We start from the raw sequence: 23,631 nt of genomic DNA, 5'->3' as shown, positions 1-23,631 counted from the left end.
GGGGTGAATGAAACCCTTTGTGAGAAGTCCGACGTGATGAACTACGGCTCGACCGTGACCTTGATGGCCTCCCCGCTCTTGACGATGCCGAACGCGTCGAGCACGTTGTCCAGTGAGATGTGGCGGGTGATCAAGTCCTTGACGGGTACCTGCCCGGTCGAGATGTACTCGAGCGCGCGCTTGTTGTGCTCGGGCGCCGAACCGTTGGCGCCGTGGATGTGCAGCTGGCGGTAGTGCACGACGTTCGAGTCGCAAGTGATCGTCGGATTGGTCTTCGGCAGCCCGCCGAAGAACGAGATGCGGCCGTTGCGCGCGGCCATCGCTATCGCCTGCTCCTGGGTGATGTTGGCCGCAGTGGCGGTGATGATCACGTCGGCACCCCGGCCGCCGGTCAGCTCCATGACCTTCGCGACGACGTCGACGTCGGCGGCGTTGATGACCTCATCGGGGTCGACGGCGTCGGCAGACATCGCCAGGCGGCTGTCGTTGACGTCGACGAGGTAGACCGGACCGCATCTGTGCACGCCGCGCGCGATCCGGATGTGCATGCAGCCGATTGGGCCCGCGCCGAAAACGACCACGGTGTCGCCCTCCTCGATGCCCAGCAGTTCCTGCGCGTTGATGGCACACGCGAAGGGCTCGGCGGCCGAGGCCTCGTCGAAGCCGACGTTTTCCGGGATCCGGTTCAATCCGTCGACGGCCAGGACCTGCTTGGGCACGATCATGTACTCGGCGAACCCGCCGTCGTACTGGTATCCCACCGATGTCTGGTTCTGGCAGACCGCCATCCAGCCCTTGCGGCATTCATGACAGTGCCCGCACGGCACCGCGGCGATCACCTGCACCCGATCACCGGCCCGCCACTCGCTGCCGTACGTCTGGTTGACCTCGGCGCCGACTTCCACGATTTCGCCGGCGATCTCATGGCCGATCGTCCGCGGCGGGGTCAGGTTCTGGTGGCCGTTGTAGAAGATCTTGACGTCGGTGCCGCAGGTCGAGCAGTTGCGCACCCGGATCTTGACCTCGTCGGGTCCGCAGGTGGGCTCCGGGACATCCTCCAGCCGGACGTCCTCGGGGGCGTAGAAGCGCAGGGCTTTCATGGCGATCGTCCTTCCTCCGGGTGAGCTGACCCACACTCTAACGGCAATCCGGGCATAAAACCACAGCCAATTTCGCCCGTTTATGACCGAATCGCTTGCATTGCTGCCCGGTTGTGGGTTTTACTGATGGTCCGATGTGATCGGCATCACCGGAGAGATCGGAGGCCTCAAGTTGTCCACCACCGAGACGAAACCGCGGACCGGGGCACGAGTTCATGTTCAGAAGCTGGGCACGTCGCTGTCGAACATGGTCATGCCCAATATCGGCGCCTTCATCGCCTGGGGCCTGATCACCGCCCTGTTCATCAAGGCCGGCTGGCTGACCGGGATCTTCCCGGGGCTACGCGACCCGGGCGGTTGGGTGGCCAAGATCGGCGGCTGGGGGGACTTCGCCGACGGCGGCATCGTCGCGCCGATGATCACCTACCTGCTGCCGATCCTGATCGGAGCCACCGGCGGCCGGATGGTCTACGGCATCCGCGGTGGCGTGGTCGGCGCGATCGCGACCATGGGCGTGATCGCGGGCACCGACATCCCGATGTTCCTCGGCGCGATGATGATGGGGCCTCTCGGCGGTTGGGTGATGAAGAAGGTCGACGCCATCTGGGACGGCAAGGTCCGCCCGGGCTTCGAGATGCTCATCGACAACTTCTCGGCCGGCATCGTCGGGCTGATCCTGGCCGCCTTCGGCTTCTTCGGAATCGGTCCGATCGTGTCGGGCTTCAGCCACGGCGCCGGCCGGGTGGTGGATTTCCTCGTCGCCCACGATCTGCTGCCCCTGACGTCGATCTTCATCGAGCCGGCCAAGGTCCTGTTCCTCAACAACGCGATCAACCACGGGGTGCTCACGCCCCTGGGCACCACTCAGGCCCTGCAAACCGGTAAGTCCGTGCTGTTCCTGCTGGAAGCCAATCCCGGCCCCGGACTGGGAATCCTGCTGGCGTTCATGGCATTCGGACGAGGTGCCGCAAAGGCATCGGCACCGGGCGCGGCGATCATCCAGTTCTTCGGCGGCATCCACGAGATCTACTTCCCGTACGTCCTGATGAAGCCCAAGCTGATCGCCGCCACCATCCTCGGCGGCATGACCGGCATCTTCATCAACGTGCTGTTCGGATCCGGACTGCGCGCACCGGCCGCACCGGGCTCCATCATCGCCGTCTACGCCCAGACTGCCACCGGCAGCTACCTCGGTGTCACGCTGTCGGTCGTAGGCGCCGCCGCAGTCTCATTCGCGGTGGCCGCACTCCTGCTGAAGACCGACCGCTCCGACGACGACGGAGACCTGGCCGCCGCGACTGCGGGCATGGAGGCACTCAAGGGCAAGAAATCGAGCGTGTCCTCGGCGCTGGTGGGATCTACCGACAGCGGCCCCATCACCAACATCGTGTTCGCCTGCGACGCCGGCATGGGCTCGTCGGCGATGGGCGCCTCGGTGCTGCGCAAGAAGGTTCAGGGGGCCGGCTTCTCCGACGTCAAGGTGACCAACCAGTCCATCGCCAATCTCACCGACACCTTCGGTCTGGTGGTCACTCACCAGGATCTGACCGCACGCGCACGGCAGAAGACGCCGTCGGCGGTCCACGTCTCGGTGGACAACTTCATGAACGCGCCGCAGTACGACGAGATCGTCGAGCTGCTCGGAAAGGCCAACGGCGGCAACGGCATTGCGGCCGCCCCGGTCGAACAGGCCGACGAGGCGCCCGGCGAGGACGTGCTGGCCCTCGAGTCAATCGTGCTGGCCGGCACCGCCACCACCCGCGAGGGGGCAATCAGCGAGGCGGGCCGGTTGCTGGTGGCTTGTGGCGCCGTCGAACCGTCGTACGTCCACGCCATGCACGAACGGGAGGCCTCGGTGTCGACATACATGGGCAACGGACTGGCCATCCCGCACGGCACCAATGAGGCCAAGGACTCCATCCGGCGCACCGGAATCTCCTTTGTGCGCTACGCCCAACCGATCGACTGGAATGGCAAGCCGGCCGAGTTCGTCATCGGCATCGCCGGGGCCGGTAAGGACCACATGGCGTTGCTGACCAAGATCGCCGGGGTGTTCCTGAACTCCGGCGAGGTGGCCCGGCTTCGCGACGCCACGACACCCGACGAGGTCCGAGCGGTGCTCGGCGGCACCGGCGGGTGAGAATACCGACGTGGATTCGGACACCCGTCAAAGCCGCATAGTCGAGTTCGCCCGCGTCCGCGGGCGAGTCGAGGTCGCCGCCCTGGCCGAGGAACTCGACGTCGCGGCCGAGACGATCCGCCGTGATCTGAAGGTCCTCGCCGGGCGCCGGATGCTCAAACGCGTGCACGGCGGCGCCATCCCGTTGGAGACCGCGGCATTCGAATCGACCGTCGAGTACCGCAGCCAGGTGGACCTGGCTGAGAAGCACCGGATCGCCGGCGCGGCCACCGAGCTGTTGCACGGAGCCGAAACGGTGTACCTGGACGAAGGTTTCACACCGCGGCTGATCGCCGAGCGGCTGGCCGAGCAGGAGCTGACCGTGGTGACCTCGTCACTGCTGGCCGCCGAGGCGCTGGCGCACAGTGAGTCGGTGACTGTCCTGTTGCTCGGCGGCCGGATGCGGGGCCGCACACTGGCGACGGTGGACCATTGGGCTACCGACATGCTCGGCAGCCTGGTGATTGACGTCGCTTACCTTGGCACGAACGGCATTTCACGCGAGCATGGCCTCACCACGCCCGACCCGGCCGTCGCCGCGGTGAAGCACATGGCAGTCAAAGTCGCCCGTCGCCGGGTTCTGGTGGCCGCACACACGAAATTCGGCGTCAGCAGCTTCTGCCGGTTCGCCGACGTGGCCGATTTCGACTCGATCGTGACCGGCATCGAGCTGTCGCCCGCCGACGCACGCGGTTACGAGGCCATGGGACCGTCGGTCGTGCGGACCTAGTCAGGTCCCATCGGTGTATCGATAGGGCTCCGCCCCAGTAACTTTCGATATCCTGCGGCCTAGCCGGTCATCCCTCTCCCCCGAGTTCGCTCTGGCTGCGCTCGGCCTGGGCCGTGTCCGGCGTCATCGCAGACGAGTCGAGCCAGCGGCGAACATCACCCCCGAGGCGGTCCGCAGACAAATTGGCGAAGTCCAGTGCAAGCACCGCCATGGCTGCCAACACTTGCATGGCCCGTCCATTGCGGTGAATCTCGGCCATCAGCTCGCCTAACGAATGATCGTCGTCGTCGCACATCGCCGACAGGTACCGTCGGGCGTCGGCGAATTCACGGTCGACGTGGGCCGCCCTCCTGCGGAACTCCTCGATTGGTGGCAATCCGCCGGGCGTATCCGTGCTCATGGGCTTCTCTTTCGATGGTTCGCAGTGCCATTGTGCTGCTCGGCCGGGCCCGAGGGAGCCTTCTCGCCACATTGCCCACTCACCACGGCCCACTCACCACGGCCCACTCACCACGGCCCACTCACCACGGCCCACTCACCACGGCCCGCGCGACAAGGGTCCGCGACGGCGGACGGCGACGTACTGTTGACCAATGTTCGGCCACGGCACTGTCGACGGTGAGGCCACCATCGTCGACCGGCGCGGCAAAGTCACCACCGGGGACGGCATGGTGACCATCTACGAATACGTCGCCGACGTCCACGTTCCCGGCGAACAGCCGTACCGATGCATCATGCAGGAGCCCCACATCGCCACCGATTTCTGGGCGCCCGACATCGGGTCGGTCGTGCGGGTTCACGCAAACCCCGAACGCCGGACAGCAGCCTTCGACAAGAACGATCCGCAGGTGGACGCACGGCAGCGTCGGGCAGCGGACAGAGATCGCTTCGACCAGAGCGCCGGGAATCCTCCCGACTGATCCCGGCTTCGAGGATGCGGCCTTGATTCCGCGATTCAGTCGCAGGGGCCTCGACGGGTGAGCCGGTGATACAGCGCCGCGGCCTCAGTCCGGTTGCCAGCACCCAGTTTTCGCAAGATGCGCTTGACGTGTACCTTCACCGTGTTCTCGGCGAGAAACAGGCTGCTGGCGATCTGAGCGTTGGTCTTGCCGAGGGCGATGCTGCGCAACACATCCCATTCGCGCGGCGAGAGCCGCTCGGTGGCACGTTCCGCCCGGGGCAGCGACGACACCGCAGCCAACCGTGGTGGGGGCTGTTGATCCGGCCGACCGTGCAGGGCGTCCTCATCCGGGCGATGTCCCAGTAGGGTTGACGCCTGGTTGATCACTTTCAATCGATCAGCGAGTTGAGCCCGCTCGATCGCAAGGCCGAGGCCGCCGGCGAACAGACCGAGCAGCCGCCGGTCGATCTCTTGGACGCTGCGATCGGGATATCGGTCGGCGTGGATCATGGCCACCGGCACACCCCAGGCCTGGACCGGCGCGGCGACGTAATCGGTGGTGCGGGCGAACCTGACGAGCTTACGGAAGACCCGAGGATGTGATTGCGCGTCGCACACCAGGATCGGGATGCCGGTGAGCAACATCTCCGACTCCACGAGTTGGCCGCCCAACCGTTGGGAGTGCGCGGTACCGAATGCCACCAATTGCTCGGCGAAGTCGGGGTCATCGGCCGTATAAGCGTTGTGAGTCAACCAGGTTCCGTGATCAAGCCTGGAGAACAGCACCCGGGTGAACCCGATCCGGGCCGCCGCGGCTGCCGCCAGCGCGAAGAGCTCGTTCACCGATGACGCCAGGATGAGTCGATCGACAGCCTGCTGCACGCCCGCCACGAGATCCCCGGTGTCGGGTTCGTGCAGGCCGCTTCCTCCCCGGGCGGTGCCACCCACCACCGCCGGCAGGCAGCTCAGCGAAGCCTCGCCAGATAACTTCACCGTCGCTTCGAGACGACCGATCACCTTCGCGAGAGTACGCGGAACGCAGGTCTATGTCTATAGCTGATAACAGCTGTATCGGCTATATAGATACTGAATCACCCACTCAATTATGCAGTTTCTCGCAGCAATGTACTTTTTGGTTACGTTTATGGGTCGCGGCAGAGAGGATCTGCGAAGATGTTGCAATCCGGTGAGAGGAAGGGGCATCCAGCGATGCAGCCAGCCGTCCCGATCGTCAGGCGCAGGCCAAAGGACCGTAAGAAACAGATCCTCGACCAGGCTGCGCGGCTGTTCATCGACCGCGGCTTCCATTCGGTGAAACTGGAGGAGATCGCCGAGGCCGCCGGTGTGACGGCTCGCGCCCTGTACCGCCATTACGACAACAAGCAGGCCCTGCTCACCGCCGTGATTCTGAACGCGCAGGATGAATACCAAAGTGTTCGCAACCCCGAGGGCCGCACGCCTGAGTCGACCGCCCGTCCCCTGCATGATGAATTGCCGGACCTGATCTCTGCCGCCGTCGAGACCCGAGCGTTGACCGTGCTGTGGCAGCGAGAGGCTCGCTACCTCACCGATGGCGACCGTGCGGAGGTACGCAGCCGGATCAACGCCATCGTGGCGAGCATGCAGTCCGGCGTCCGCCTGGAGATGCCCGAGCTGAGCCCGGCGCACGTCGAGCTTCGGGCATGGGCAGTGTCGAGCACGCTGACAAGCCTTGGGCGACATGGCCTCAACCTGTCGGGGGGTGAGCTCAGGGAGCTCTTGTACCGAGCGTGCATGGCGGCCGCGCGCACGCCGCCGGTCGGGGCGCTCGGCCCGATCGACGGATCCGCCGGCCGGGAGGCGGCCGCGTTCTCGCGGTACGAGACGCTGCTGGCCGCGGGTGCGCAATTATTCCGTGCCCGTGGATATCCCGCGGTGAGCACCGCCGACATCGGCAAGACCGTCGGAATCGCGGGCCCGGGCCTGTACCGCTCGTTCTCCTCGAAGCAGGCCATTCTCGATGCCCTGGTACGTCGCCTCGACGAGTGGTCCGCTCTCGAATGTATTCGAGTGCTGCGTGCGAATGATCCTGCACCACAACGTCTCCGTGGACTCGTAGCCGGGCGGGTACGGATCAGTCTGGACGACCCCGACCTGGTCTCCGTGTCGATCACCGAACTGTCATCGGCATCGGACGAGGTTCGCGACAGCTTCGTCAAGAACCAGGCCGACCGCGACGGTCTGTGGATCGATCTCATCCGCACCGTGGTCCCGCAGACCACCGTTGCGCAGGCCCGACTACTCGTGGCCGCCGCCGTCAGTTTCATCGAAGACGTTTCGCGCACATGGCATCTCACCCGCCGCACCGACGTCGCGCTGGAGATGACCACGATCGCCCTGGCAATCCTGACCAGCCAGGCCGACGCTGCCGGGTAGGCCGGCGAAGAGACCGCTCACCACAGTGCCGCGAGTGTTCCACCGTCGGCGACCTGTGCCGTCCCGTTGATCATCGACGCGTCGTCGGAGAGCAGGAAGGCGACAACGCCGGCCATCTCCTCCGGCCCGGCCATGCGGCCCTGTAGGCGTCCGATCATGGTGGTGGCCCCGCCCGCACCGAGTGCCTCGTCGAACATCGTCATCGCGGTCTGCTGCATCGGAGTATCGACGAAGGCCGGCAGCAGTGCGTTGGATCGCACGTTGGCCGCGCGGAGTTCCGCGGCGGTGATGCGGCTCAGGTGGATGATCCCGGCTTTCGACATCCCGTATGCGGCGGTGCCCGCCGCCGCGACCTGCCCCCCGAGCGAGGACATGTTGACGATCGCGCCACCGCCACGCTCGACCATCCGGGGTGCGGCATGTTTGGTGCACAGCCAGGCGCCACGCAGGTTGATCCCGATCACCCGGTCGAAGTCGTCGGTGGTGGTGTCCAGCAGCGGGGCGAAGTGCACGACTCCAGCGTTGGCGACGAGCTTGTCGACGCCGCCGAACGCCGCGACGCATGCTTCGACCATGTCGGCCACCTGCGATTCGTCGCTCACGTCGACCTGGTGACCGACCGCGTCGCCGCCGAGCTCGGCTGCCGCGGCCTTCGCCGTGTCGGCATTGATGTCCGCGCACAATACTCGGCAGCCCTCGGCGGCCAGTCGCTTGGCGATAGCCAGCCCGATGCCGGCTCCCGCGCCGGTCACAATCGCGGATTTACCGGCCAGATCCGGATGCGTCATCGCGTCTCCTCTGCGATCCCGTTGTCTCCCAGGGCACGTGTCAGCCTGCCACCGGCCACACCGCGGCGGGCGACTCGACGTGCAACCCGTGCTCACGGATCGCCCCGAACATCAACAAGCCCAGCTCAGGTGCATCGTCGGACAGCCTGACCGTATACACACCCAGGTCACGCAGGATCCACGCGACGCTCCCGGACACCAGATCCGGTGCGGCGCCGCCGGTGAGGACACCGCAGGCATGTGCGGTGGGCGGGCGCAGGTAGATGATCATGCCGGTGCCGTTGGCTCGCATTGCGGCGACTGCACGGGCGAGTTCGGCACCGCAGGTGCAAGCCAGGGATCCGAACACGTCGCCACCGAGGCATTCGAGGTGGACGTGCAGCGGCATCGGCGTATCGGCGTCAGCGTTGCCGGCGATCACCGCCAGATGTTCACCCCCGTTTCGGGCGTCTCGATAGCCGACGACCCGGAAGGTGCCCGCCTCGGTCGGGAGTGTGGTCTCCGCCGTCCGCACGACCTGTGGTTCGGTACGACGCCGGTACGTCGCGAGCTCGGTGACCGAGAGCATGGGTATGCGATGCCGGCCGGCGAACGCTGCCAACTCGCATTCTTCGGCCATACCGGCCGGATTCCGTTGAGACACAATCTCGCACAACACACCCGCGGGCCGGCGCATACCGAGGCGGGCCAAATCCAGCACCGCCTCGGCGGCCCCCGGCGAAGAGCCGAGCACGCCATGGCTCCCGGCCTGCACCGGGATCACATGCCCGGGTCGGCGGAAGTCGGCTGCCGTGGCGTTGGCGTCGGCGAGGGCGGCAATGGTGCGGGCCCGATCGATCGCCGAGATCCCGGTGCTCGTCTCACGGAAGTCCACCGTCACCCGCTGGGCGGCGATGCCGGCCGGCGCGGTCTCGCGGTGACAGACCGGCGGCAGGTCGAGCCGTTCGCAGTCCGAGCCGGGTAGCGCGATTCGGATGTAACCGGAAGTGTGCCGGACCGTAAAGGTGAGCAGCTGCGGCGTGGCGGCATCCGCGGCGAAGACCAGATATCCCTGGTTCTCTGAGTCGTCGACGACGATGCAGCAGCGGCCGGTGGCCACGGCCGCGATGGCGCGCCGCACCCGTCCGTGAGCGGTTCTCATCCGCATGGCTCCATCAGCTCAGTCCGCCAAGGAAATCGAGCAGCAGCCGGTTGGTTTCCTTGGGCTCCTCCTGCTGGATCCAGTGGCCGACGCCGGCCACCATCTCAGTGCCGCAGTAGTTCGGCATCACTTCGTGCGCGCGTTCGGCCGCCTCGGCTCCCCACGTGGTGCCGACGTCATACTGGCCGCCGATGAACAGCGCCGGCGGGGTCAGCGGGGTGCCCTCGTATTCGGCGAGGTCGTGCCAGTCATTGTCGATGTTGTGATAGAAGCTCAGCGGGCCACCGAACCCGGATCGCTCGAATTCGCCTGTGTAGAAGTCCAGGTCGGCATCGGTGAACCATTCCGGCATCTTTTCGGGGTAGACGAACGCGTCCTTGAGCCGCGCCCCGTGGGGCATGCACAGCGGTCCGGAACGGATCACCTCGATCGGATCCATTGCGGCGAGGTCCACCCCGGCCGCCTCCGCGGCCTGCGTCGCCGCAGCCATGGCGTCGCCGGACACCGTGTATGTGAGACCGAGCAGCCAGCTTCGAACATCCTCTTCGATCTCGGTGATGATGCCGTCTTGTTCGGAGAAGTAGTCCTGGTACCAGACCTTGCCCGGGCCTGCCAACTCCAGGTGGTAGTCATTGGGCCGCTGCTCACCGAACGGACTGCCGGGGAGGCCGATCACGCCACGCCCGGCGAACGGCACGCTGATCCCGACCACACCACGACAGCGGTCTGGGTGCAACCACGCGAAGGTCCAGGCGACCGGGGCGCCCCAGTCATGCCCGACGACCACCGCCTGCTTCTCGCCACATGCGTCGATGACGCCGACGATGTCGCTGGCCAATTCCTTGATGCGATAAGCGGTTTGCACCCGGTACTTCGAGGACTGGCCGTAACCACGCTGATCGATGGCCAGCACCCGGTAGCCCGCCGCAGCCAGGGCCGGGATCTGATGGCGCCAGGAGTACCACGACTCGGGGAAGCCGTGCACCAGGACCACCAGCGGTCCTTCGCCCTCCTCGACGGCGTGGATCCGGGTGCCCTGGCAGTTCAGCATCCGATGGATCATCTCGGGCCTCTTTCCTAACGGGAGCGGCTGGTAGCCAAATCGACGGGCATCTCCGCCGTTTGGGCCAGGTACTCGGGCACCGGGATGGTGCGGTTTTCGTAGTTGCGCTCGATGAGGGTCTTCTGCCCCGACAGTCTGGTCCGGGCCCATTTTCCGATCACGCGGGCAGCGACCGGGGGTGTCATCAGCGCGGCCGCGGGTTTGACCAGATGCACGACGGCGAGGAATTCGTTGTAGACGTCGGGGTCGTCGTGCACCAGCTCCATCACCCGGTCCATGTACCAGGTGAGCGCACCGAAGTAGAACGGACGCTTCTTGTCGGCGTCCTTGAGCCAGTCGAAGCGCAGGTTCTGTTCGCGGATCACGAACCAGGCGGTGTCGGCAAGCTTGGCGATCTTGCGGAAATAGCGACGCGGCAGATCCGGATGGTTGGGCTCGTACTTCGAGAGCAACAGTTGCATTTCCCGGACTTCTCTGAGCGCCAAAGTCATTCCCAGTCCGGAGACGGGGTCGGCACTGGTGTAGGCATCCCCGACGACCAGCAGGGCGCGCGGCAGGTTGCGTTTGCGCTCGTAGTGCAGTCGCATCATGTTGGGATAGCGGAAGTTGTAGATCGGTGAGGCCGGTTCGAGGCCGTCGATGTTCTCCCCGATCACCGCTGACGGCATGCGGTCGGCGAACTGACGGAACTCGCGTGGCGTGCGCGGTGGTGAATAGCAGTTGTAGGCCACCAGTGATGTCGACAGGATGGTGCGTGAGCTGTCGGTGTAGTACTGCGCGGCATAGGTGTCCTCGTAGGGCCGGTATGCGTAACAGATGACCATCACCTTGTCGTCCCACTGCCGTTCGGGTGGCACCTTGTGGAACATCGTGGAGTAGAAGCAGTTGATGATGTCCTGCTCGACCTCGGGAGCGCCGACGCCGATGCGGTCCAGGAACTCCGGGAAGCGAGTATTCTTCCCCGAGGCGTCGACCACGAATTCCGCAGGCACGATTTCGAGTTCGTCGCCGTCGCCGGTGACTGCAACCCCGATGACGGTGTCGCTGGAGCTGTCGTAGACCAGGTCGGCCACTTCGGATTCATATCGGAAGCTGATCCGGGGTTCGTCGTCCAGACGGCGTCGTACACACCATTCCAGCAGCGGCCGGCCCGCACAGACGATCTGAATCGGCCCGGTGCCCGGTTTCTTCCAGGAGCCACCGAGGCGGATGCGGTACTGGGCAGCCATGTCGACGTCGAACGCGCCCTCGCGAACCATGTCGGCGACGATCCCGGGAAAGAACCGCTCGAGTTCGATGCGCCCTGCGGTGAGCAGATGGTGCAGATGCCAGCCCTGTGCCGCACCGGGCCTGCCCTCGCGGCGGGTGTGCGGCGGGTCCTTCTCAAGGACGATGACGTTCTCGAAGGTCTCGCTGAGCACCTTGGCTGCGGCGATCCCGGCGATGCTTCCACCGACCACCACCGCAGTGCCACGACCGCGGCGGCGGACGTCGGCGAGATCGACGGCTTGGTAGTTCAATCGGGGAGTGGTCCGCCGCCGCGCGGACCCGCTGGCCACGAACTTCTCATAGTAGAGGCCGACGCCGTTGATGCCGTTGTCGTCCAACCATTTTCGAGTATCGGTGACCAGACCTGCCGGGCCGCAGACATATACGTCGGCGTTACCGCCGTCGAACATGCTCACGTCGAGCACATCGGTGACCCGTCCCACCCGACCGGTCCAGGCGGCATCCGGACGAGACACAACGGTGTGGATTTCGAGCCCCGGCAACCGTCGCCTGAGCTCCTCTAGTTCCGCAAGCTTGCACAAGTCTCCGGCGTTACGCACGCCGTAGACCAGATGCACCGGGCCGCGATGATCATCGCGCAGGCTGTGCGCCATCGCCAGGATCGCCGACAATCCGGTACCGCCGGCCACGAGTACCACCGGACGCGCCGGCGTGCGGAGGTAAAAGCCACCCTTACTGCAGCGCATCGCGATTCGGTCACCGGGTTTGGCGTTTGCACGTAGATAATCCGACATCACCCCCTGCGGCAGCAGCCGGACAATGAACTCCACCTCGGTGCGTCCGTCGGCGGGGTGCGCGTACGAGTAATTGCGCCAGACGGCGGTCCCCGGCACCTGCAATTGGGCGAATTGCCCGGGCCGATAGACCAGCGGGGCGAGCCCGGAGACGTCGATACGTAGCAGCGCCGTCGTCGACGACACATGCTCGACCGCCGTCACCACGCCCGTGCCGGTGACCAGTCGCGCAGCGTTGTCATCTGCCGGGTATTGCAGGCTGATCACACAGTCGGACTTGGGGAAGGTCGAACACGTCAACACCTTGCGGGCGTCGCGTTCGACCTCGGACAGCCCCTCGGTGCGGCCCATCTCGTAATCGCCTGCCACGCAGGTGGCTACGCAGGTCCCGCAGATCCCGCTCTGGCATTCGTTGACGATCGCGATGCCGTGTTCCTCGGCAGCCTCCAGGATCGACTGGTCCGGCTGCACCGGCATCGCCTTGCGCGCTCCATCCGAATACTGCACGGTGATCTCGGGCACCTGCATGTCTCCCGTTCTCGAGTCAGACGATCGCCGAAGCGGGCTTCTTGGCGATGCGGGCATTGAGCCGTGGCATGACCTCCTCGGCCAGCAGTCGCATGGACTCCTTCCATGGGCCCGGGTTGTCGAGGTAGTCGAAACCGAGAATCAGCAGATGGCCGAATCCGCCGACCTGGTCATAGGTGGCTTCCAGCTTGTCGACCACGGTCTCGACGGACCCCACCACAAAGGTGTTCTCGGCCAGGTACTCCGGAGTGACGTCTTCGTCGGGCACCGACGGGTTGTGCTTGTAGAACTTGGTCATCCCGAACATCCGGAACGTCGGTAGAACGTACTCGCGCATATTGCGGCCCATCATGCCGTCGACGGCATAGCGGAATGCCTGTTCATCGGTCTCGGCGACAACGACCTCGCGCACCAGCCGCCAGTCCCGCCGGTCCGGTGTCCGGCCGGATCGCTCGGCACCTTCCAGCACGGCATCCCAGTGCGTCGCAACGTATTCGGTGTTGAGATCCAGACTCATCGGCAGGTAGCCGCGCTCGCCGGCCAGCTTGAGCGTCTCGGAGCCGGCACTGAATCCGGTCACTCCGATCGGTGGGTGCGGCGCCTGGAAGGGCTTGATGTGCCGCTTCATCAGCCCTTCGAACATCGGCGCAATTCCGTTGGCATTCCAGTATTTCCCGCGAAACTCCCACGGTTTGTCCTCGGTCCAGACCTTCAGCATGATCTCGAGCGCCTCGCGGGTCATCTCCCGGTGCTCGCCGTTCTGCCCGTCAACGTCGAACAGTGCCCAGTCTCCCGGAATGCCGCTGGCGCCGACACCGAGCATGAAGCGGCCCTGCGCGAGGTGATCGAAGTAGGCCACCCGATGGGCCAGCTCGACCGGATGGTGATAGGGCAGCAGATGTGCGCCGGGAGCGAGCTTGATGTTCTTGGTGCGCAGCAGCGCCTGAGCCAGCAGAAGATCCGGCGCGCAGATCGGCTCCCAGGGCACCGTGAAGTGTTCTCCGACCCACGCCTCCACGTAACCGAGCTCGTCAGCCAGCGTGATGAGGTCAAGGTCCCATTGGGTCGCGTCGTACAGGCTGCGCTCCGGCGGATGCGCCGGCATCAGGAAAATTCCGATCTCCATCTTGAACCCTCTCGGTAGTGGTCGAGCAAGCGCATCTAGTCCGTCGGCTGCGATTTACAACACAGTACTAGCAAGATACTTGATTGCAAGCAAGAACCATTTTTCTTGCTTGTTTACCGAGCCGAAGATTTTCATATTGGCGTACTGTCTATGGACATCGCCTCAGGTGCCCGCGTAGCGTGCTGCATCAGCAGCGGGCAGGCGCCGGCTTCGGAAGGGAGCATTCGTGCAGCATTTCGACTACATCGGCTACGACGTGATCGACGACGGCCGGATCGCGGCGATCACGCTCGACCGCCCGAAACAGCGCAACGCGCAGAACCGGGGGATGCTCGTCGAACTCGGAACGGCGTTCGAACTGGCCGAAGAGGACGACACCGTGCGTGTCGTCATCCTGCGCGGCGCCGGCCCGTGCTTCTCGGCCGGCCACGATCTGGGCTCCTCCGACGACGTGCGAGAACGCTCCCCCGGCCCCGGTCAGCACCCCACCTATCAGTGCAACGGCGGAACGCTGACGGGTGCCGACGCCCGCTACCGGCAGGAGTGGCACTACTTCTTCCAGAACACCAAGCGGTGGCGCAATCTGCGCAAAATCACGATCGCCGAGGTACACGGCATGGTGTTGTCCGCCGGTCTCATGCTGACCTGGTGCTGCGACCTCATCGTCGCCGCGCAGGACACGATTTTCGCCGACGTGGTCGGCACCCGGCTGGGCATGTGCGGGGTGGAGTACTTCGGTCATCCGTGGGAGTTCGGGCCGCGCAAGGCCAAAGAGCTACTGCTCACCGGTGACTCGCTAGATGCCGATGAAGCCCACGCGCTCGGCATGGTCAGCAAGGTCTTCCCGACCGAACAGCTCTCCGAGCGCACGATCGAATTCGCCCGGCGCATCGCCAAGGTGCCGACGGTGGCCTCCCTGTTGATCAAGGAGTCGGTCAACCAGACCGTCGATGCCATGGGTTTCTCGACCGCCCTGGATGCGTGCTTCTCCCTGCACCAGCTCAATCACTCGCATTGGGCTGAGTTGACCGGTGACCCGCTGGGCATCGGAACGCCTGAGTATGGGCTCGAGGACTGGCGGCTGGCGCCGGAGATCCTGCCCGCGACCAAAAGCCGGCCCTGAAGCGGAGCACAGGTGGACATCGACTATCCCCGGGAAACACAGTCGTTCCGCGACGAGATCCGGGCGCTCCTGGCTGAGCAACTGCCGCCCGGCTGGACGGGGCCTGGCGCGCTGCCGCCGAAGGAGCGGGAGCAACTCCGGCACCGGTGGCGCAAGGTTCTCGTCGATCGCGGCCTGGTGGCCGTGTCCTGGCCCGTCGAATACGGCGGCGGCGGACTTTCGGTGATCGAACAGGCGGTGCTGGCCGAGGAGTTCGCCCGCGGCGGCGCACCGGAGCGCGACGAGAACGATATGTTCGGCATCGATCTACTGGGCAACACACTGATCGCGCTGGGCACCGAGGAACAGAAGAGGCGTTTCCTGCCGCGGATCCTCTCCGGCGAGGACCGCTGGTGCCAGGGCTTCTCTGAACCGGACGCGGGTTCGGATCTCGCGTCGGTGCGTACCACCGCGGTGCTCGACGGAGATGAATGGATCATCAACGGCCAGAAGATCTGGACATCGGCCGGGCCCACGGCGAATTGGATCTTCGTGCTGGCGCGTACGGATCCCGGGGTCTCGAAGCACAAGGGCCTGTCGCTTCTACTCGTGCCGGTCGACCAGCCCGGCGTCGTCGTGCGTCCCATCACCAACGCGGCCGGGCACGCGTCGTTCTCCGAAGTCTTCTTTGCCGACGCCCGCGCCGCAGCCGTCGATGTGCTCGGCGGGGTCGGTGGAGGCTGGGCGACCGCGATGACGGTCCTCGGTTTCGAACGCGGATCCCAAATCACCACAGCAACAATAGAGTTCGGCCGCGGGCTGGAATGGCTACGACAACTCGCCAGGGAACGGGGCTCGCACAGCGATCCCCTGGTCCGTGATGAACTCGCCTGGTGCTATTCGCGCGTACAGATACTGCGCTATCAGGGTTACCGCGGTTTGACCAACCTGTTGAGCGGGCGCCGCCCCGGTGCCGAGGCCGCCATCAACAAGGTGATGTGGAGCGAGTATTTTCGCCGGTACACCGACCTGGCCGTCGACATCCTCGGTGTCGACGCGCTGTGCGCGGACGGTGCGGGCAACGGTGCCGCGCTGATCATTCCGGTGCCTGGCACACAGAATTCGGCGGCTTGCTGGCTCGATGAGTTCCTCTATGCGCGGGCGGCCACCATATACGCGGGCAGCTCGCAGATCCAGCGCAACGTGATCGGTGAACAATTGCTTGGTCTTCCGAAAGAGCCACGCTGACATGGACTTTCAGTATAGCGACGAACATCTGGCGCTGCGCGATTCGACGCGGGACTTCCTGTCCAAGCACGGCCGTGACGAGCGCGTCTGGCCGAGACTATGCCGGGAGTTGGAATTGCCCGGCTTGACCGTGCCGCCCGAATACGGCGGCACCGGCGCGTCACTGGTCGAATCGGCCGTTGTCTTCGAGGAGTTCGGCCGTGCCCTGGCACCACTTCCGGTGGCGTCACACGTGTTTGCGTTGCATGCGGTGCTGCACTTGGGTGGCGAGGAACAGCGTCGCCGCCTGCTGCCGGGCCTGCTCGGGGGAACGTGTGTGGCGGCGTTTGCGGCCACCGGGTCCGGCGTCGGCGACCCGGCGTCGGCGACGGTGTCGGCAACCCGACACCACGGCCGGTCTGTACTGGACGGAATCTGCGGCCCAATTCTGCACGGGCACGGTGCCGATCTGCTCATCATCGCGGCCCGCACCGAGGTGGAGGTGGGGCTCTACGTGGTCGACGCCCGCGCCGCGGGGGTCGACGTCCAGCCGCTGCCCTCTTTCGACATCACGCGCCCGATCGCGCAAGTGACACTACGGCGGGCCGACGCGGAACGTCTCGGGGCGACATCTGCTGATCTGAATCGGGTGGTGGACATCGCGCGGGTGCTGCTGGCCGCCGAGATGCTTGGCGGCGCCGAAGCCTGCCTGGCCCGCAGCGTCGAGTATGCCCGCAGCCGAACACAATTCGGTCGGCCGATCGGAACGTTTCAGGCCGTCAAACACATGTGCGCGGACATGGCGATCGAGATCGACGCGACCCGGGTGGCGGTGATGTTCGCGGCGATGAGCGCCGGCGACCCCCGCGAACTCGCAGTGGCGGCCCCGTTGGTGAAGGCGCAGGCCGCAGACACGTTCACCTTGTGCGCGAACACCGCCATCCAGATACACGGTGGTATTGCCTTCACCTGGGAGTGCGACCTGCACCACTACCTGCGCCGAGCCAAGGCATGCGAAGCACTGTTCGGCAGTAGCAGCCACCATCGAGCGCTGCTCGCCGATCGGGCCGGCTTATGACCTCTGCGTCGACGGGCATCACCCTCAGCGACGTCCTCGCCAGGCACGCCCGGGTGCGCCCTGACCGAGTCGGGTTCGTCGACGCCCACCGGCGCGGCACCTTCGGCGAGACCGACGCCCGGGTGACCCGGTTGGCCAATGCCCTGTCCCAGCGCGGGATCCGCCGCGGCGACCGGGTCGCCGTACTGGGCCTCAACAGCCTCGAGGTGGTCGAGACCTGGTTTGCCACATCACGGTTGGGTGCCATCGCCGTACCACTCAATTTCCGCCTGGTGCCCGACGAGATCGCCTACCTGTTGGCCGACAGCGGCGCGACGGCGGTCGTGGTCGATGCCGCGCTGGCCGCCGTCGTCGAGCGGGCACGGGCGGCATCGGTGCGCTCGGTGCTCACAATCGGCGGCAACTTCCAGTCCGCCATCGACAGCGCCTCCGACGAACCCGTCGAGATTGTCGTCGGGGATCAGGCACCTGCCTTCATCATGTACACCTCCGGCACCACGGGGTTTCCCAAAGGCGCCGTGCTGTCGCATCGCAACCTGCATCTGCACGCATTCAGCTCGATAGCCACGCTCGGTCACATTGTGGACGACCGTTGGCTGGGAGTGGCGCCGCTGTTCCACACCGCGGGTGTCTCGGGAATGTTGCCCGCGTTCTTCACCGGCGGCACGGTCGTCATTCCACCCTCGGGCGGCTTCGACCCCGAGGCATTGGTGTCCACCATCGTCAGCGAGCGGGTGACCTCCTGCTGGATGACGCCATCCCAGTGGCAGATGGTCTGTGCGGTGGACAGGCTGCGGCAACGGGACCTCTCGAACCTTCGGCGAGTGTGGTGGGGCGCCGCCCCGGCCTCCACCACGTTGCTGCAGAGCATGGCGGACGCCTTCCCGCACGCGGAGATCGTCGCGGCATTCGGCCAGACCGAGTGCAGCCCCATCACCTGCCTGTTGCACGGCGATGACGCTGTCCGCAAGATCGGTTCGGTCGGCACGCCGATGCTCAACGTCGAAGCCCGCATCGTCGACGACGATATGAACGATGTCGCACCGGGGTCGGTTGGCGAGATCGTCTATCAGGGACCGCTGGTGATGACGGAGTACTGGAACAAGCCGGTCCAGACAGCGGACGCTTTCAATGGCGGATGGTTCCATTCCGGCGACCTCGTCCGGCAGGATGAGGACGGCTACATCTACGTGGTCGACCGGAAGAAAGACATGATCATTTCGGGTGGAGAAAACATCTACAGCGCCGAGGTGGAGAACGTCTTGGCAGCGCATCCGAAGATCGCCGAGGTCGCGGTCATCGGCGTGCCGGACCCGACGTGGGGCGAGACTCCGCTGGCCGTGATCGTGGCGCGCGATCGTGACGAGCCACCGACCGAATCCGAGATCGAGGCGCACTGTCGCGAACACCTGGCCGGGTACAAACGCCCGAGGCGCGTGGTCGTCGTCGATGAGTTGCCGCGCAACGCCAGTGGCAAGGTGGAGAAGAATCTATTGCGCGAACAGCATGGTGCGCCGCGGTCGTATGCGGCCGGTCCCGATGTTCACGCGCTCCTTGACGAGACGATCGGCGCGAACTTCGAACGAACGGCGGCGGCATACCCCGACGTCGATGCACTGGTCGAGGTTTCCACCGGCCGGCGGTGGAGCTATGCCGAGCTGAATCGCGAGATCGACTGGGTGGCACGAGGGTTGATCGCCTCGGGTATCGGCAAGGGGGATCGGGTCGGCATCTGGGCGCCGAACTGCGCTGAATGGACCATCGTGCAGTACGCCACCGCGAAGGTCGGTGCGATCCTGGTGACGATCAATCCCGCCTACCGCACACACGAACTCGCCTTCGTACTGCGGCACGCCGGTGTCCGAATGCTCCTGTCCACCAGTGAATTCAAGTCATCCGACTACCGCAGCATGGTAGCCGAAGTACGGCCCGAGCTACCCGATCTGGCCGAAGTCGTATTCCTGGACTCGTCTGACTGGGAGGCGCTGCGCCAACGCGGCGAGAACCTGCCCGCCGACCAGTTGCGCTCCCGGATGAACTCGCTGACCCCATCGGATCCGATCAACATCCAATACACCTCCGGCACAACGGGATCACCGAAGGGCGCGGTGCTGTCGCACCGCAACATCCTCAACAACGGATTCTTCGTCACAGATCTGATCAACTTCGGCCGGGGCGACCGGCTGTGCATCCCGGTTCCCTTCTACCATTGCTTCGGCATGGTGATGGGCAACCTCGGTTGCACCACTCACGGGGCGACGATGGTGATCCCGTCGGCCGGCTTCGATCCCGCCGCGGCACTGGCCGCGGTGGAACAGGAGCGCTGCACAGCGCTGTACGGGGTACCGACGATGTTCATTGCGATGCTCGGGCATCCGGACCTGGCCCACCGCGACGTCTCGTCGCTGCGCACCGGCATCATGGCGGGCGCCCCATGCCCGGTGGAGATCATGAAGCGGTGCGTCGACACCTTGAACATGGCGGAGGTGTCAATCGCCTACGGCATGACCGAGACCTCACCGGTGTCGTGCCAAACGTTGCACGACGACGACCTCGAGCGGCGCACCGCCACCGTCGGCCGCGCGCATCCGCACGTCGAGATCAAAGTCGTCGACCCTGAGACCGGCACGCTGGTCGAACGCGGTGCGACCGGCGAATTCTGCACTCGCGGTTACTCGGTGATGCTCGGCTATTGGAACGACGAGGACAAGACCCGCGATGCGATCGACGACGACGGTTGGATGCACACCGGCGACCTTGCGGTGATGCGCGATGACGGCTACTGCACGATCGTCGGCCGGATCAAGGACATGGTCATCCGCGGCGGTGAAAACGTGTACCCCAGGGAGATCGAGGAATTCCTGCACACCCATCCCGACATCGACGACGTCCAGGTGATCGGTGTACCCGACCCGAGGTTCGGGGAGGAGATCTGCGCATGGATCAAGATGCGCCCGGGCAGCGCGCACCTCGACGCCGACGGCGTGCGCGCGTTCGCCGCCGGAAAGTTGGCCCATTACAAGATTCCGCGTTATGTGCGGCTGGTCGACGAGTTCCCGATGACCGTCACCGGGAAGGTGCGCAAGGTCGAAATGCGTGCCGAGATGGTGCGCTTGCTCGACGCACAGCCTCAGTGAATTCCCTCCATCAGCCGACTCACTCGAGGTGCCAACGCCCACACCAGCACGCCGACTCCGACCGCGACCGCCCCGAGGATGCCGAAGTACGCGAACTCGCGGTCCGGATGGTAGTAACCCGACAGCACACCTGACATCGAGGTGCCCAGCCCGACCGAGAAGAAGTACAGCGCCATCATCTGAGCACGAAAAGCGTTGGGCGCCAGTTGTGTGGTGACCGACAGGCCGATCGGAGACAACATCAGCTCGGAGATCGCGAAGACCGCCATGATCGCCGCCACGACCAGCGCGGGAACGGTGCGCCCCGTCGTCCCGGCCATCGGCAGGAACAGCAGGAACGCCACCCCCATGCCGATCACGCCATAGGCGAACTTGCGGGGTGTGGTGGGGGCACGCCGGCCCAGCTTGGTCCACATCGTCGCGAACAACGGTGACAGCAGGATGATCCACACCGGTTCGATGGAGCCGACCCAGTTCGAGGGCGCCCGCCAACCGAAGATCGACCAATTCATCCGTTCGTCGGAGTACACCGCGAGCACGGTGAAGATCTGCTGGAACAGGGACCAGAACACCGCATTCGCGATGAACAACGGGATGAACGCGCGCACCCGGGTTCGTTCCAGCGATTGCACGCGCGGGCTGCGCAACATCACCGCGAAGTACCCGATCGACGCGATGATCAGAATCCCGGTGGTCACCTGAGCGAGGTTGGCCAAGGTGATCAGACCGAACACGAAGGCGAGGACGACGACCACCACGATCACCAGCGCGATGCCGGCGGTGCGCGTGAATTCCCTGCGTGACAACGGATTCGGAGCGTCGTGGCCGCGGCCGCCCAGGTTGCGTCGGAACACCACATACTGCGTCAGCCCGAGCGCCATGCCGACGGCCGCAGCGCCGAAACCGTAGTGGAAACCCAGCTTGTTCTGCAGGAGACCGGTGATCAGCGGGCCCACGAAGGAACCGAGGTTGATACCGAGATAGAACAGTGTGAACCCGCCGTCGCGGCGTGGGTCGCCGTCTTCGTAGAGAGTGCCCAGCAGCGATGAGGCGTTGGCCTTCAGCGCACCGGACCCCAATGCGATCAGAACGAGGCCGACGCCGACGCCCGCCAGTCCGGGCAGCACCGCCAGCGCGATGTGGCCGCACATGACCACCACCCCGCCGTACAGCACGGTCCGCTCCATGCCGAGCAATCGGTCGGCCACCCAGCCGCCCAGCACCGTGGACAGATACACCAGACCGCCATACGCGCCGACGACGCCGGTGGCGGTGGCCTTGGGCAGACCGAGGCCGCCGTCGGTCAGCGAGTAGTACAGGTAATAGCCGAGGATGGTGAGCATCCCGTAGTACGAGAAACGCTCCCACAATTCGACGCCGAAGAGGTTGGCCAGGCCGACGGGATGGCCGAAGAAGGTACGTTGCGCGGGCACGTTCTCGGTTTCGACGGCGTCAGCCATGAATTTCACCCTGCCACATTCCTACCGGTCACCAGCGCAGGATGATCGTCTCCGACTCGCGCCGATCTGGTGCGGCCGGCGCCTGCGGTCACGGGTAGTCCTCGCCCGAAACGGCCCCGCACCGCGCTGCTAGCCCGATGCGGCCGACGTCGGCGTCGTGGTGATTTGCGGGGTGGCGACCGAGGCGGATACCGACGGCTGCCCGGGCGATGTGCTTGTGGTGGCGCCGGTGGTCATCGTGTTGGTTGCTGGGACGGTGAACGAACCGGGATCGGACATCACCGTTTCACCACCGCCACGCTCCACCTGGATTGCCACGAGAAACACACCCGCGACTACCGCGCTCGCGCTCACCAGTGCCGCAACGACCTTCGAGCGGGTCTGTCGGCTCGCGTTCATGCGGCTCGATTATCCGAATCAGCCGCATGTCAAACCTCGCGTGGGCCGCGATGCATTTGCTGTCAGCGTCGGCGCAGTGTCGCCGCCGCGGCCAGCACGGTCGCCGTCAACGACTCCATCAGGGGGCTGTCCAGCTTCCAGCACTGCCAGAACAAGGGGACGTCGAGGTGGACATCGCAGATTTGGACGAACGAACCGTCGGCGAGGGCGGTGGCCGCCGACTGTTCGGGGTACATCCCCCAGCCGACTCCGGCGTGCACTGCGGCACCGAAGCCTTCCGCGGTGGGCACATAACTCACGGGTCGGTCGACCGCATGACGAAAGACTTTGCGCACCAGCACATCCTGTAGCGCGTCATCGCGGTTCCACGCCAGTGACGGCGCGTAACTCACCGCGTCGGCAGTGAAACCATCGGGAAAATAACGCTTTACGAAATCTGCGCTGGCCACCGGCAGATACCGCATCACACCAAGCGGCTGCACCCGGCACCCCGGCACCGGTGTGCGCTCGGTGGTGACGGCACCCATGACGACACCCTCCCGCAGAAGCCGGGCGGAATGGTCCTGGTCTTCGATTCGGATGTCGAACAACACCTCGGACAGGTCCGACAACACACGGGCGAACCAGGTCACCATGGAGTCCGCGTTGACTGCCATGGCGATGCGTGGCCGCGGCGCCGACTCACCACCACCGGCCATCTCGGCGATGGCTTCGGCTTCCAGCATCGCGGTCTGGGCGGCCAGCCGCAGCAGAGGCGCGCCTGCCGCTGTCGGCAGACAGGGCTTTCCGCGGACGAGCAGCACCTGGCCGACGTGCTTTTCCAGCGCTTTGATGCGTTGACTGATCGCAGACGGCGTCACGTGTAGCTGATCGGCCGCCGCTTCGAAACTGCCGAGCTCGACTATCGCGGCGAAGGCTGCGAGTTGGCCCGCATCCAGGCGAGCCTCACGGGCGTTGCTCAGTAGCAGGGATCCGAACCGGGGGTGTAGTACGGGACCCCCTGCGGCGTGTAGCACGGCGGCTGGCCGGAGGCCGCCTGTGCCGCAGCGTCATCGTCGGTGGCCACTGCGCCCGCGACGGCGACGTCACCGGCGACGTTGGTGCAACCACCGACATTCACATGACGCCCTCCGACGTCGCCGCACACATCGGCTTGCGCACCGGGTGCGACAGTTACCGGCATCGCGATCAATGCCATGGCGCTCAACAGCGCCGCCGCCAACTTCTTCATGG

At 65.4% G+C, this 23,631-nt stretch carries 20 protein-coding genes and 1 pseudogene; 9 read left to right on the top strand and 12 right to left on the bottom strand.

What is annotated here, in order from left to right; all coding sequences use genetic code 11:
- Positions 1 to 41: 41 nt before the first annotated feature.
- Positions 42 to 1,100 (bottom strand): zinc-dependent dehydrogenase, encoded by a 1,059-nt coding sequence (locus AB431_RS02230; protein ID WP_047328569.1) that lies wholly within the window; start codon positions 1,098 to 1,100, stop codon positions 42 to 44.
- Positions 1,101 to 1,236: 136 nt separating this feature from the next.
- Between AB431_RS02230 and AB431_RS02225 the strand changes: the two genes are divergently transcribed.
- Both AB431_RS02225 and AB431_RS02220 read left to right on the top strand, forming a co-directional pair.
- A complete protein-coding gene (locus tag AB431_RS02225) occupies positions 1,237 to 3,240 on the top strand; it encodes a PTS mannitol transporter subunit IICBA (RefSeq protein WP_200902687.1) in 2,004 nt (667 codons plus the stop codon).
- 10 nt (positions 3,241 to 3,250) lie between these two features.
- On the top strand, positions 3,251 to 4,009 hold the full coding sequence (locus AB431_RS02220) for a DeoR/GlpR family DNA-binding transcription regulator (protein WP_047328568.1): 759 nt from the start codon (positions 3,251 to 3,253) through the stop codon (positions 4,007 to 4,009).
- Between the two features lie 67 nt (positions 4,010 to 4,076).
- Here the strand turns inward: AB431_RS02220 and AB431_RS02215 are convergent, their stop codons facing one another.
- A complete protein-coding gene (locus AB431_RS02215) occupies positions 4,077 to 4,409 on the bottom strand; it encodes a hypothetical protein (protein WP_047328567.1) in 333 nt (110 codons plus the stop codon).
- Between the two features lie 193 nt (positions 4,410 to 4,602).
- Here AB431_RS02215 and AB431_RS02210 point away from each other — a divergent pair, with 193 nt between their 5' ends.
- Positions 4,603 to 4,929, top strand: a complete 327-nt coding sequence (locus AB431_RS02210; RefSeq protein WP_047328566.1) for a hypothetical protein — start codon at positions 4,603 to 4,605, stop codon at positions 4,927 to 4,929.
- Positions 4,930 to 4,964: 35 nt separating this feature from the next.
- On the opposite strand, the gene AB431_RS02205 is transcribed toward AB431_RS02210, so the two are convergent.
- A complete protein-coding gene (locus AB431_RS02205) occupies positions 4,965 to 5,927 on the bottom strand; it encodes a response regulator transcription factor (protein ID WP_144418169.1) in 963 nt (320 codons plus the stop codon).
- Positions 5,928 to 6,119: 192 nt separating this feature from the next.
- Here AB431_RS02205 and AB431_RS02200 point away from each other — a divergent pair, with 192 nt between their 5' ends.
- A complete protein-coding gene (locus tag AB431_RS02200) occupies positions 6,120 to 7,325 on the top strand; it encodes a TetR/AcrR family transcriptional regulator (protein WP_047328565.1) in 1,206 nt (401 codons plus the stop codon).
- 17 nt (positions 7,326 to 7,342) lie between these two features.
- Here the strand turns inward: AB431_RS02200 and AB431_RS02195 are convergent, their stop codons facing one another.
- The 5 genes from AB431_RS02195 to AB431_RS02175 are packed head-to-tail and all read right to left on the bottom strand — an operon-like array spanning position 7,343 to position 13,995.
- On the bottom strand, positions 7,343 to 8,113 hold the full coding sequence (locus tag AB431_RS02195; protein ID WP_047328564.1) for a glucose 1-dehydrogenase: 771 nt from the start codon (positions 8,111 to 8,113) through the stop codon (positions 7,343 to 7,345).
- 40 nt (positions 8,114 to 8,153) lie between these two features.
- Positions 8,154 to 9,254 (bottom strand): 3,4-dihydroxy-2-butanone-4-phosphate synthase, encoded by a 1,101-nt coding sequence (locus tag AB431_RS02190; protein WP_047328563.1) that lies wholly within the window; start codon positions 9,252 to 9,254, stop codon positions 8,154 to 8,156.
- 13 nt (positions 9,255 to 9,267) lie between these two features.
- Complete coding sequence (locus AB431_RS02185) at positions 9,268 to 10,317, bottom strand: alpha/beta fold hydrolase (RefSeq protein WP_047328562.1); 1,050 nt, start codon at positions 10,315 to 10,317, stop codon at positions 9,268 to 9,270.
- Positions 10,318 to 10,331: 14 nt separating this feature from the next.
- Positions 10,332 to 12,869 carry an FAD-binding oxidoreductase gene (locus AB431_RS02180; RefSeq protein WP_047328561.1) on the bottom strand — a complete coding sequence of 846 codons (2,538 nt, stop codon included), beginning with the start codon at positions 12,867 to 12,869 and terminating at the stop codon, positions 10,332 to 10,334.
- 16 nt (positions 12,870 to 12,885) lie between these two features.
- Positions 12,886 to 13,995, bottom strand: a complete 1,110-nt coding sequence (locus AB431_RS02175; RefSeq protein ID WP_047328560.1) for an LLM class flavin-dependent oxidoreductase — start codon at positions 13,993 to 13,995, stop codon at positions 12,886 to 12,888.
- A 226-nt stretch (positions 13,996 to 14,221) separates the two neighbouring features.
- Between AB431_RS02175 and AB431_RS02170 the strand changes: the two genes are divergently transcribed.
- From AB431_RS02170 to AB431_RS31105, 5 genes and pseudogenes are all read left to right on the top strand, one after another.
- Positions 14,222 to 15,118 (top strand): enoyl-CoA hydratase, encoded by an 897-nt coding sequence (locus AB431_RS02170; RefSeq protein WP_047328559.1) that lies wholly within the window; start codon positions 14,222 to 14,224, stop codon positions 15,116 to 15,118.
- Positions 15,119 to 15,130: 12 nt separating this feature from the next.
- A complete protein-coding gene (locus tag AB431_RS02165) occupies positions 15,131 to 16,345 on the top strand; it encodes an acyl-CoA dehydrogenase family protein (RefSeq protein ID WP_047328558.1) in 1,215 nt (404 codons plus the stop codon).
- A gap of 1 nt (position 16,346) precedes the next feature.
- Positions 16,347 to 17,402 carry an acyl-CoA dehydrogenase family protein gene (locus AB431_RS02160; protein WP_047328557.1) on the top strand — a complete coding sequence of 352 codons (1,056 nt, stop codon included), beginning with the start codon at positions 16,347 to 16,349 and terminating at the stop codon, positions 17,400 to 17,402.
- A pseudogene (locus AB431_RS31110) lies at positions 17,399 to 18,901 on the top strand (long-chain-fatty-acid--CoA ligase); the annotation flags it as partial. The gene AB431_RS02160 and the pseudogene AB431_RS31110, both read left to right, overlap by 4 nt.
- Positions 18,896 to 20,539: an AMP-binding protein gene (locus AB431_RS31105; protein ID WP_047332992.1), complete on the top strand. Its 1,644-nt coding sequence runs from the start codon at positions 18,896 to 18,898 to the stop codon at positions 20,537 to 20,539. The pseudogene AB431_RS31110 and the gene AB431_RS31105, both read left to right, overlap by 6 nt.
- Here the strand turns inward: AB431_RS31105 and AB431_RS02150 are convergent.
- The 4 genes from AB431_RS02150 to AB431_RS02135 form a co-directional block, all read right to left on the bottom strand.
- Positions 20,533 to 21,999 carry a peptide MFS transporter gene (locus AB431_RS02150; RefSeq protein WP_047332991.1) on the bottom strand — a complete coding sequence of 489 codons (1,467 nt, stop codon included), beginning with the start codon at positions 21,997 to 21,999 and terminating at the stop codon, positions 20,533 to 20,535. The genes AB431_RS31105 and AB431_RS02150 overlap by 7 nt on opposite strands.
- Positions 22,000 to 22,128: 129 nt before the next feature.
- On the bottom strand, positions 22,129 to 22,398 hold the full coding sequence (locus AB431_RS02145; protein WP_047328556.1) for a hypothetical protein: 270 nt from the start codon (positions 22,396 to 22,398) through the stop codon (positions 22,129 to 22,131).
- 62 nt (positions 22,399 to 22,460) lie between these two features.
- Entirely contained in the window at positions 22,461 to 23,360 is a 900-nt protein-coding gene (locus tag AB431_RS02140; RefSeq protein ID WP_047332990.1) for a LysR family transcriptional regulator ArgP, read from the bottom strand.
- Positions 23,357 to 23,629 (bottom strand): hypothetical protein, encoded by a 273-nt coding sequence (locus tag AB431_RS02135; protein ID WP_047328555.1) that lies wholly within the window; start codon positions 23,627 to 23,629, stop codon positions 23,357 to 23,359. Before AB431_RS02135 ends, AB431_RS02140 begins: the two co-directional genes overlap by 4 nt.
- Between the last annotated feature and the right edge of the window lie 2 nt (positions 23,630 to 23,631).

It is taken from the genome of Mycobacterium sp. EPa45, assembly GCF_001021385.1.
GTDB lineage: Bacteria > Actinomycetota > Actinomycetes > Mycobacteriales > Mycobacteriaceae > Mycobacterium.
This window is presented reverse-complemented; position numbering and strand designations above follow the sequence as displayed.

Bases quoted from the DNA above. Each gene is read 5' to 3' on its own strand.
- AB431_RS02145 (WP_047328556.1), bottom strand. From the start codon at position 22,398: ATGAACGCGAGCCGACAGACCCGCTCGAAGGTCGTTGCGGCACTGGTG.
- AB431_RS02175 (WP_047328560.1), bottom strand. From the start codon at position 13,995: ATGGAGATCGGAATTTTCCTGATGCCGGCGCATCCGCCGGAGCGCAGC.
- AB431_RS02160 (WP_047328557.1), top strand. From the start codon at position 16,347: ATGGACTTTCAGTATAGCGACGAACATCTGGCGCTGCGCGATTCGACG.
- AB431_RS02150 (WP_047332991.1), bottom strand. From the start codon at position 21,999: ATGGCTGACGCCGTCGAAACCGAGAACGTGCCCGCGCAACGTACCTTC.
- AB431_RS02135 (WP_047328555.1), bottom strand. From the start codon at position 23,629: ATGAAGAAGTTGGCGGCGGCGCTGTTGAGCGCCATGGCATTGATCGCG.
- AB431_RS02190 (WP_047328563.1), bottom strand. From the start codon at position 9,254: ATGAGAACCGCTCACGGACGGGTGCGGCGCGCCATCGCGGCCGTGGCC.
- AB431_RS02180 (WP_047328561.1), bottom strand. From the start codon at position 12,869: ATGCAGGTGCCCGAGATCACCGTGCAGTATTCGGATGGAGCGCGCAAG.
- AB431_RS02185 (WP_047328562.1), bottom strand. From the start codon at position 10,317: ATGATCCATCGGATGCTGAACTGCCAGGGCACCCGGATCCACGCCGTC.
- AB431_RS02215 (WP_047328567.1), bottom strand. From the start codon at position 4,409: ATGAGCACGGATACGCCCGGCGGATTGCCACCAATCGAGGAGTTCCGC.
- AB431_RS02210 (WP_047328566.1), top strand. From the start codon at position 4,603: ATGTTCGGCCACGGCACTGTCGACGGTGAGGCCACCATCGTCGACCGG.
- AB431_RS02230 (WP_047328569.1), bottom strand. From the start codon at position 1,100: ATGAAAGCCCTGCGCTTCTACGCCCCCGAGGACGTCCGGCTGGAGGAT.
- AB431_RS02200 (WP_047328565.1), top strand. From the start codon at position 6,120: ATGCAGCCAGCCGTCCCGATCGTCAGGCGCAGGCCAAAGGACCGTAAG.
- AB431_RS02195 (WP_047328564.1), bottom strand. From the start codon at position 8,113: ATGACGCATCCGGATCTGGCCGGTAAATCCGCGATTGTGACCGGCGCG.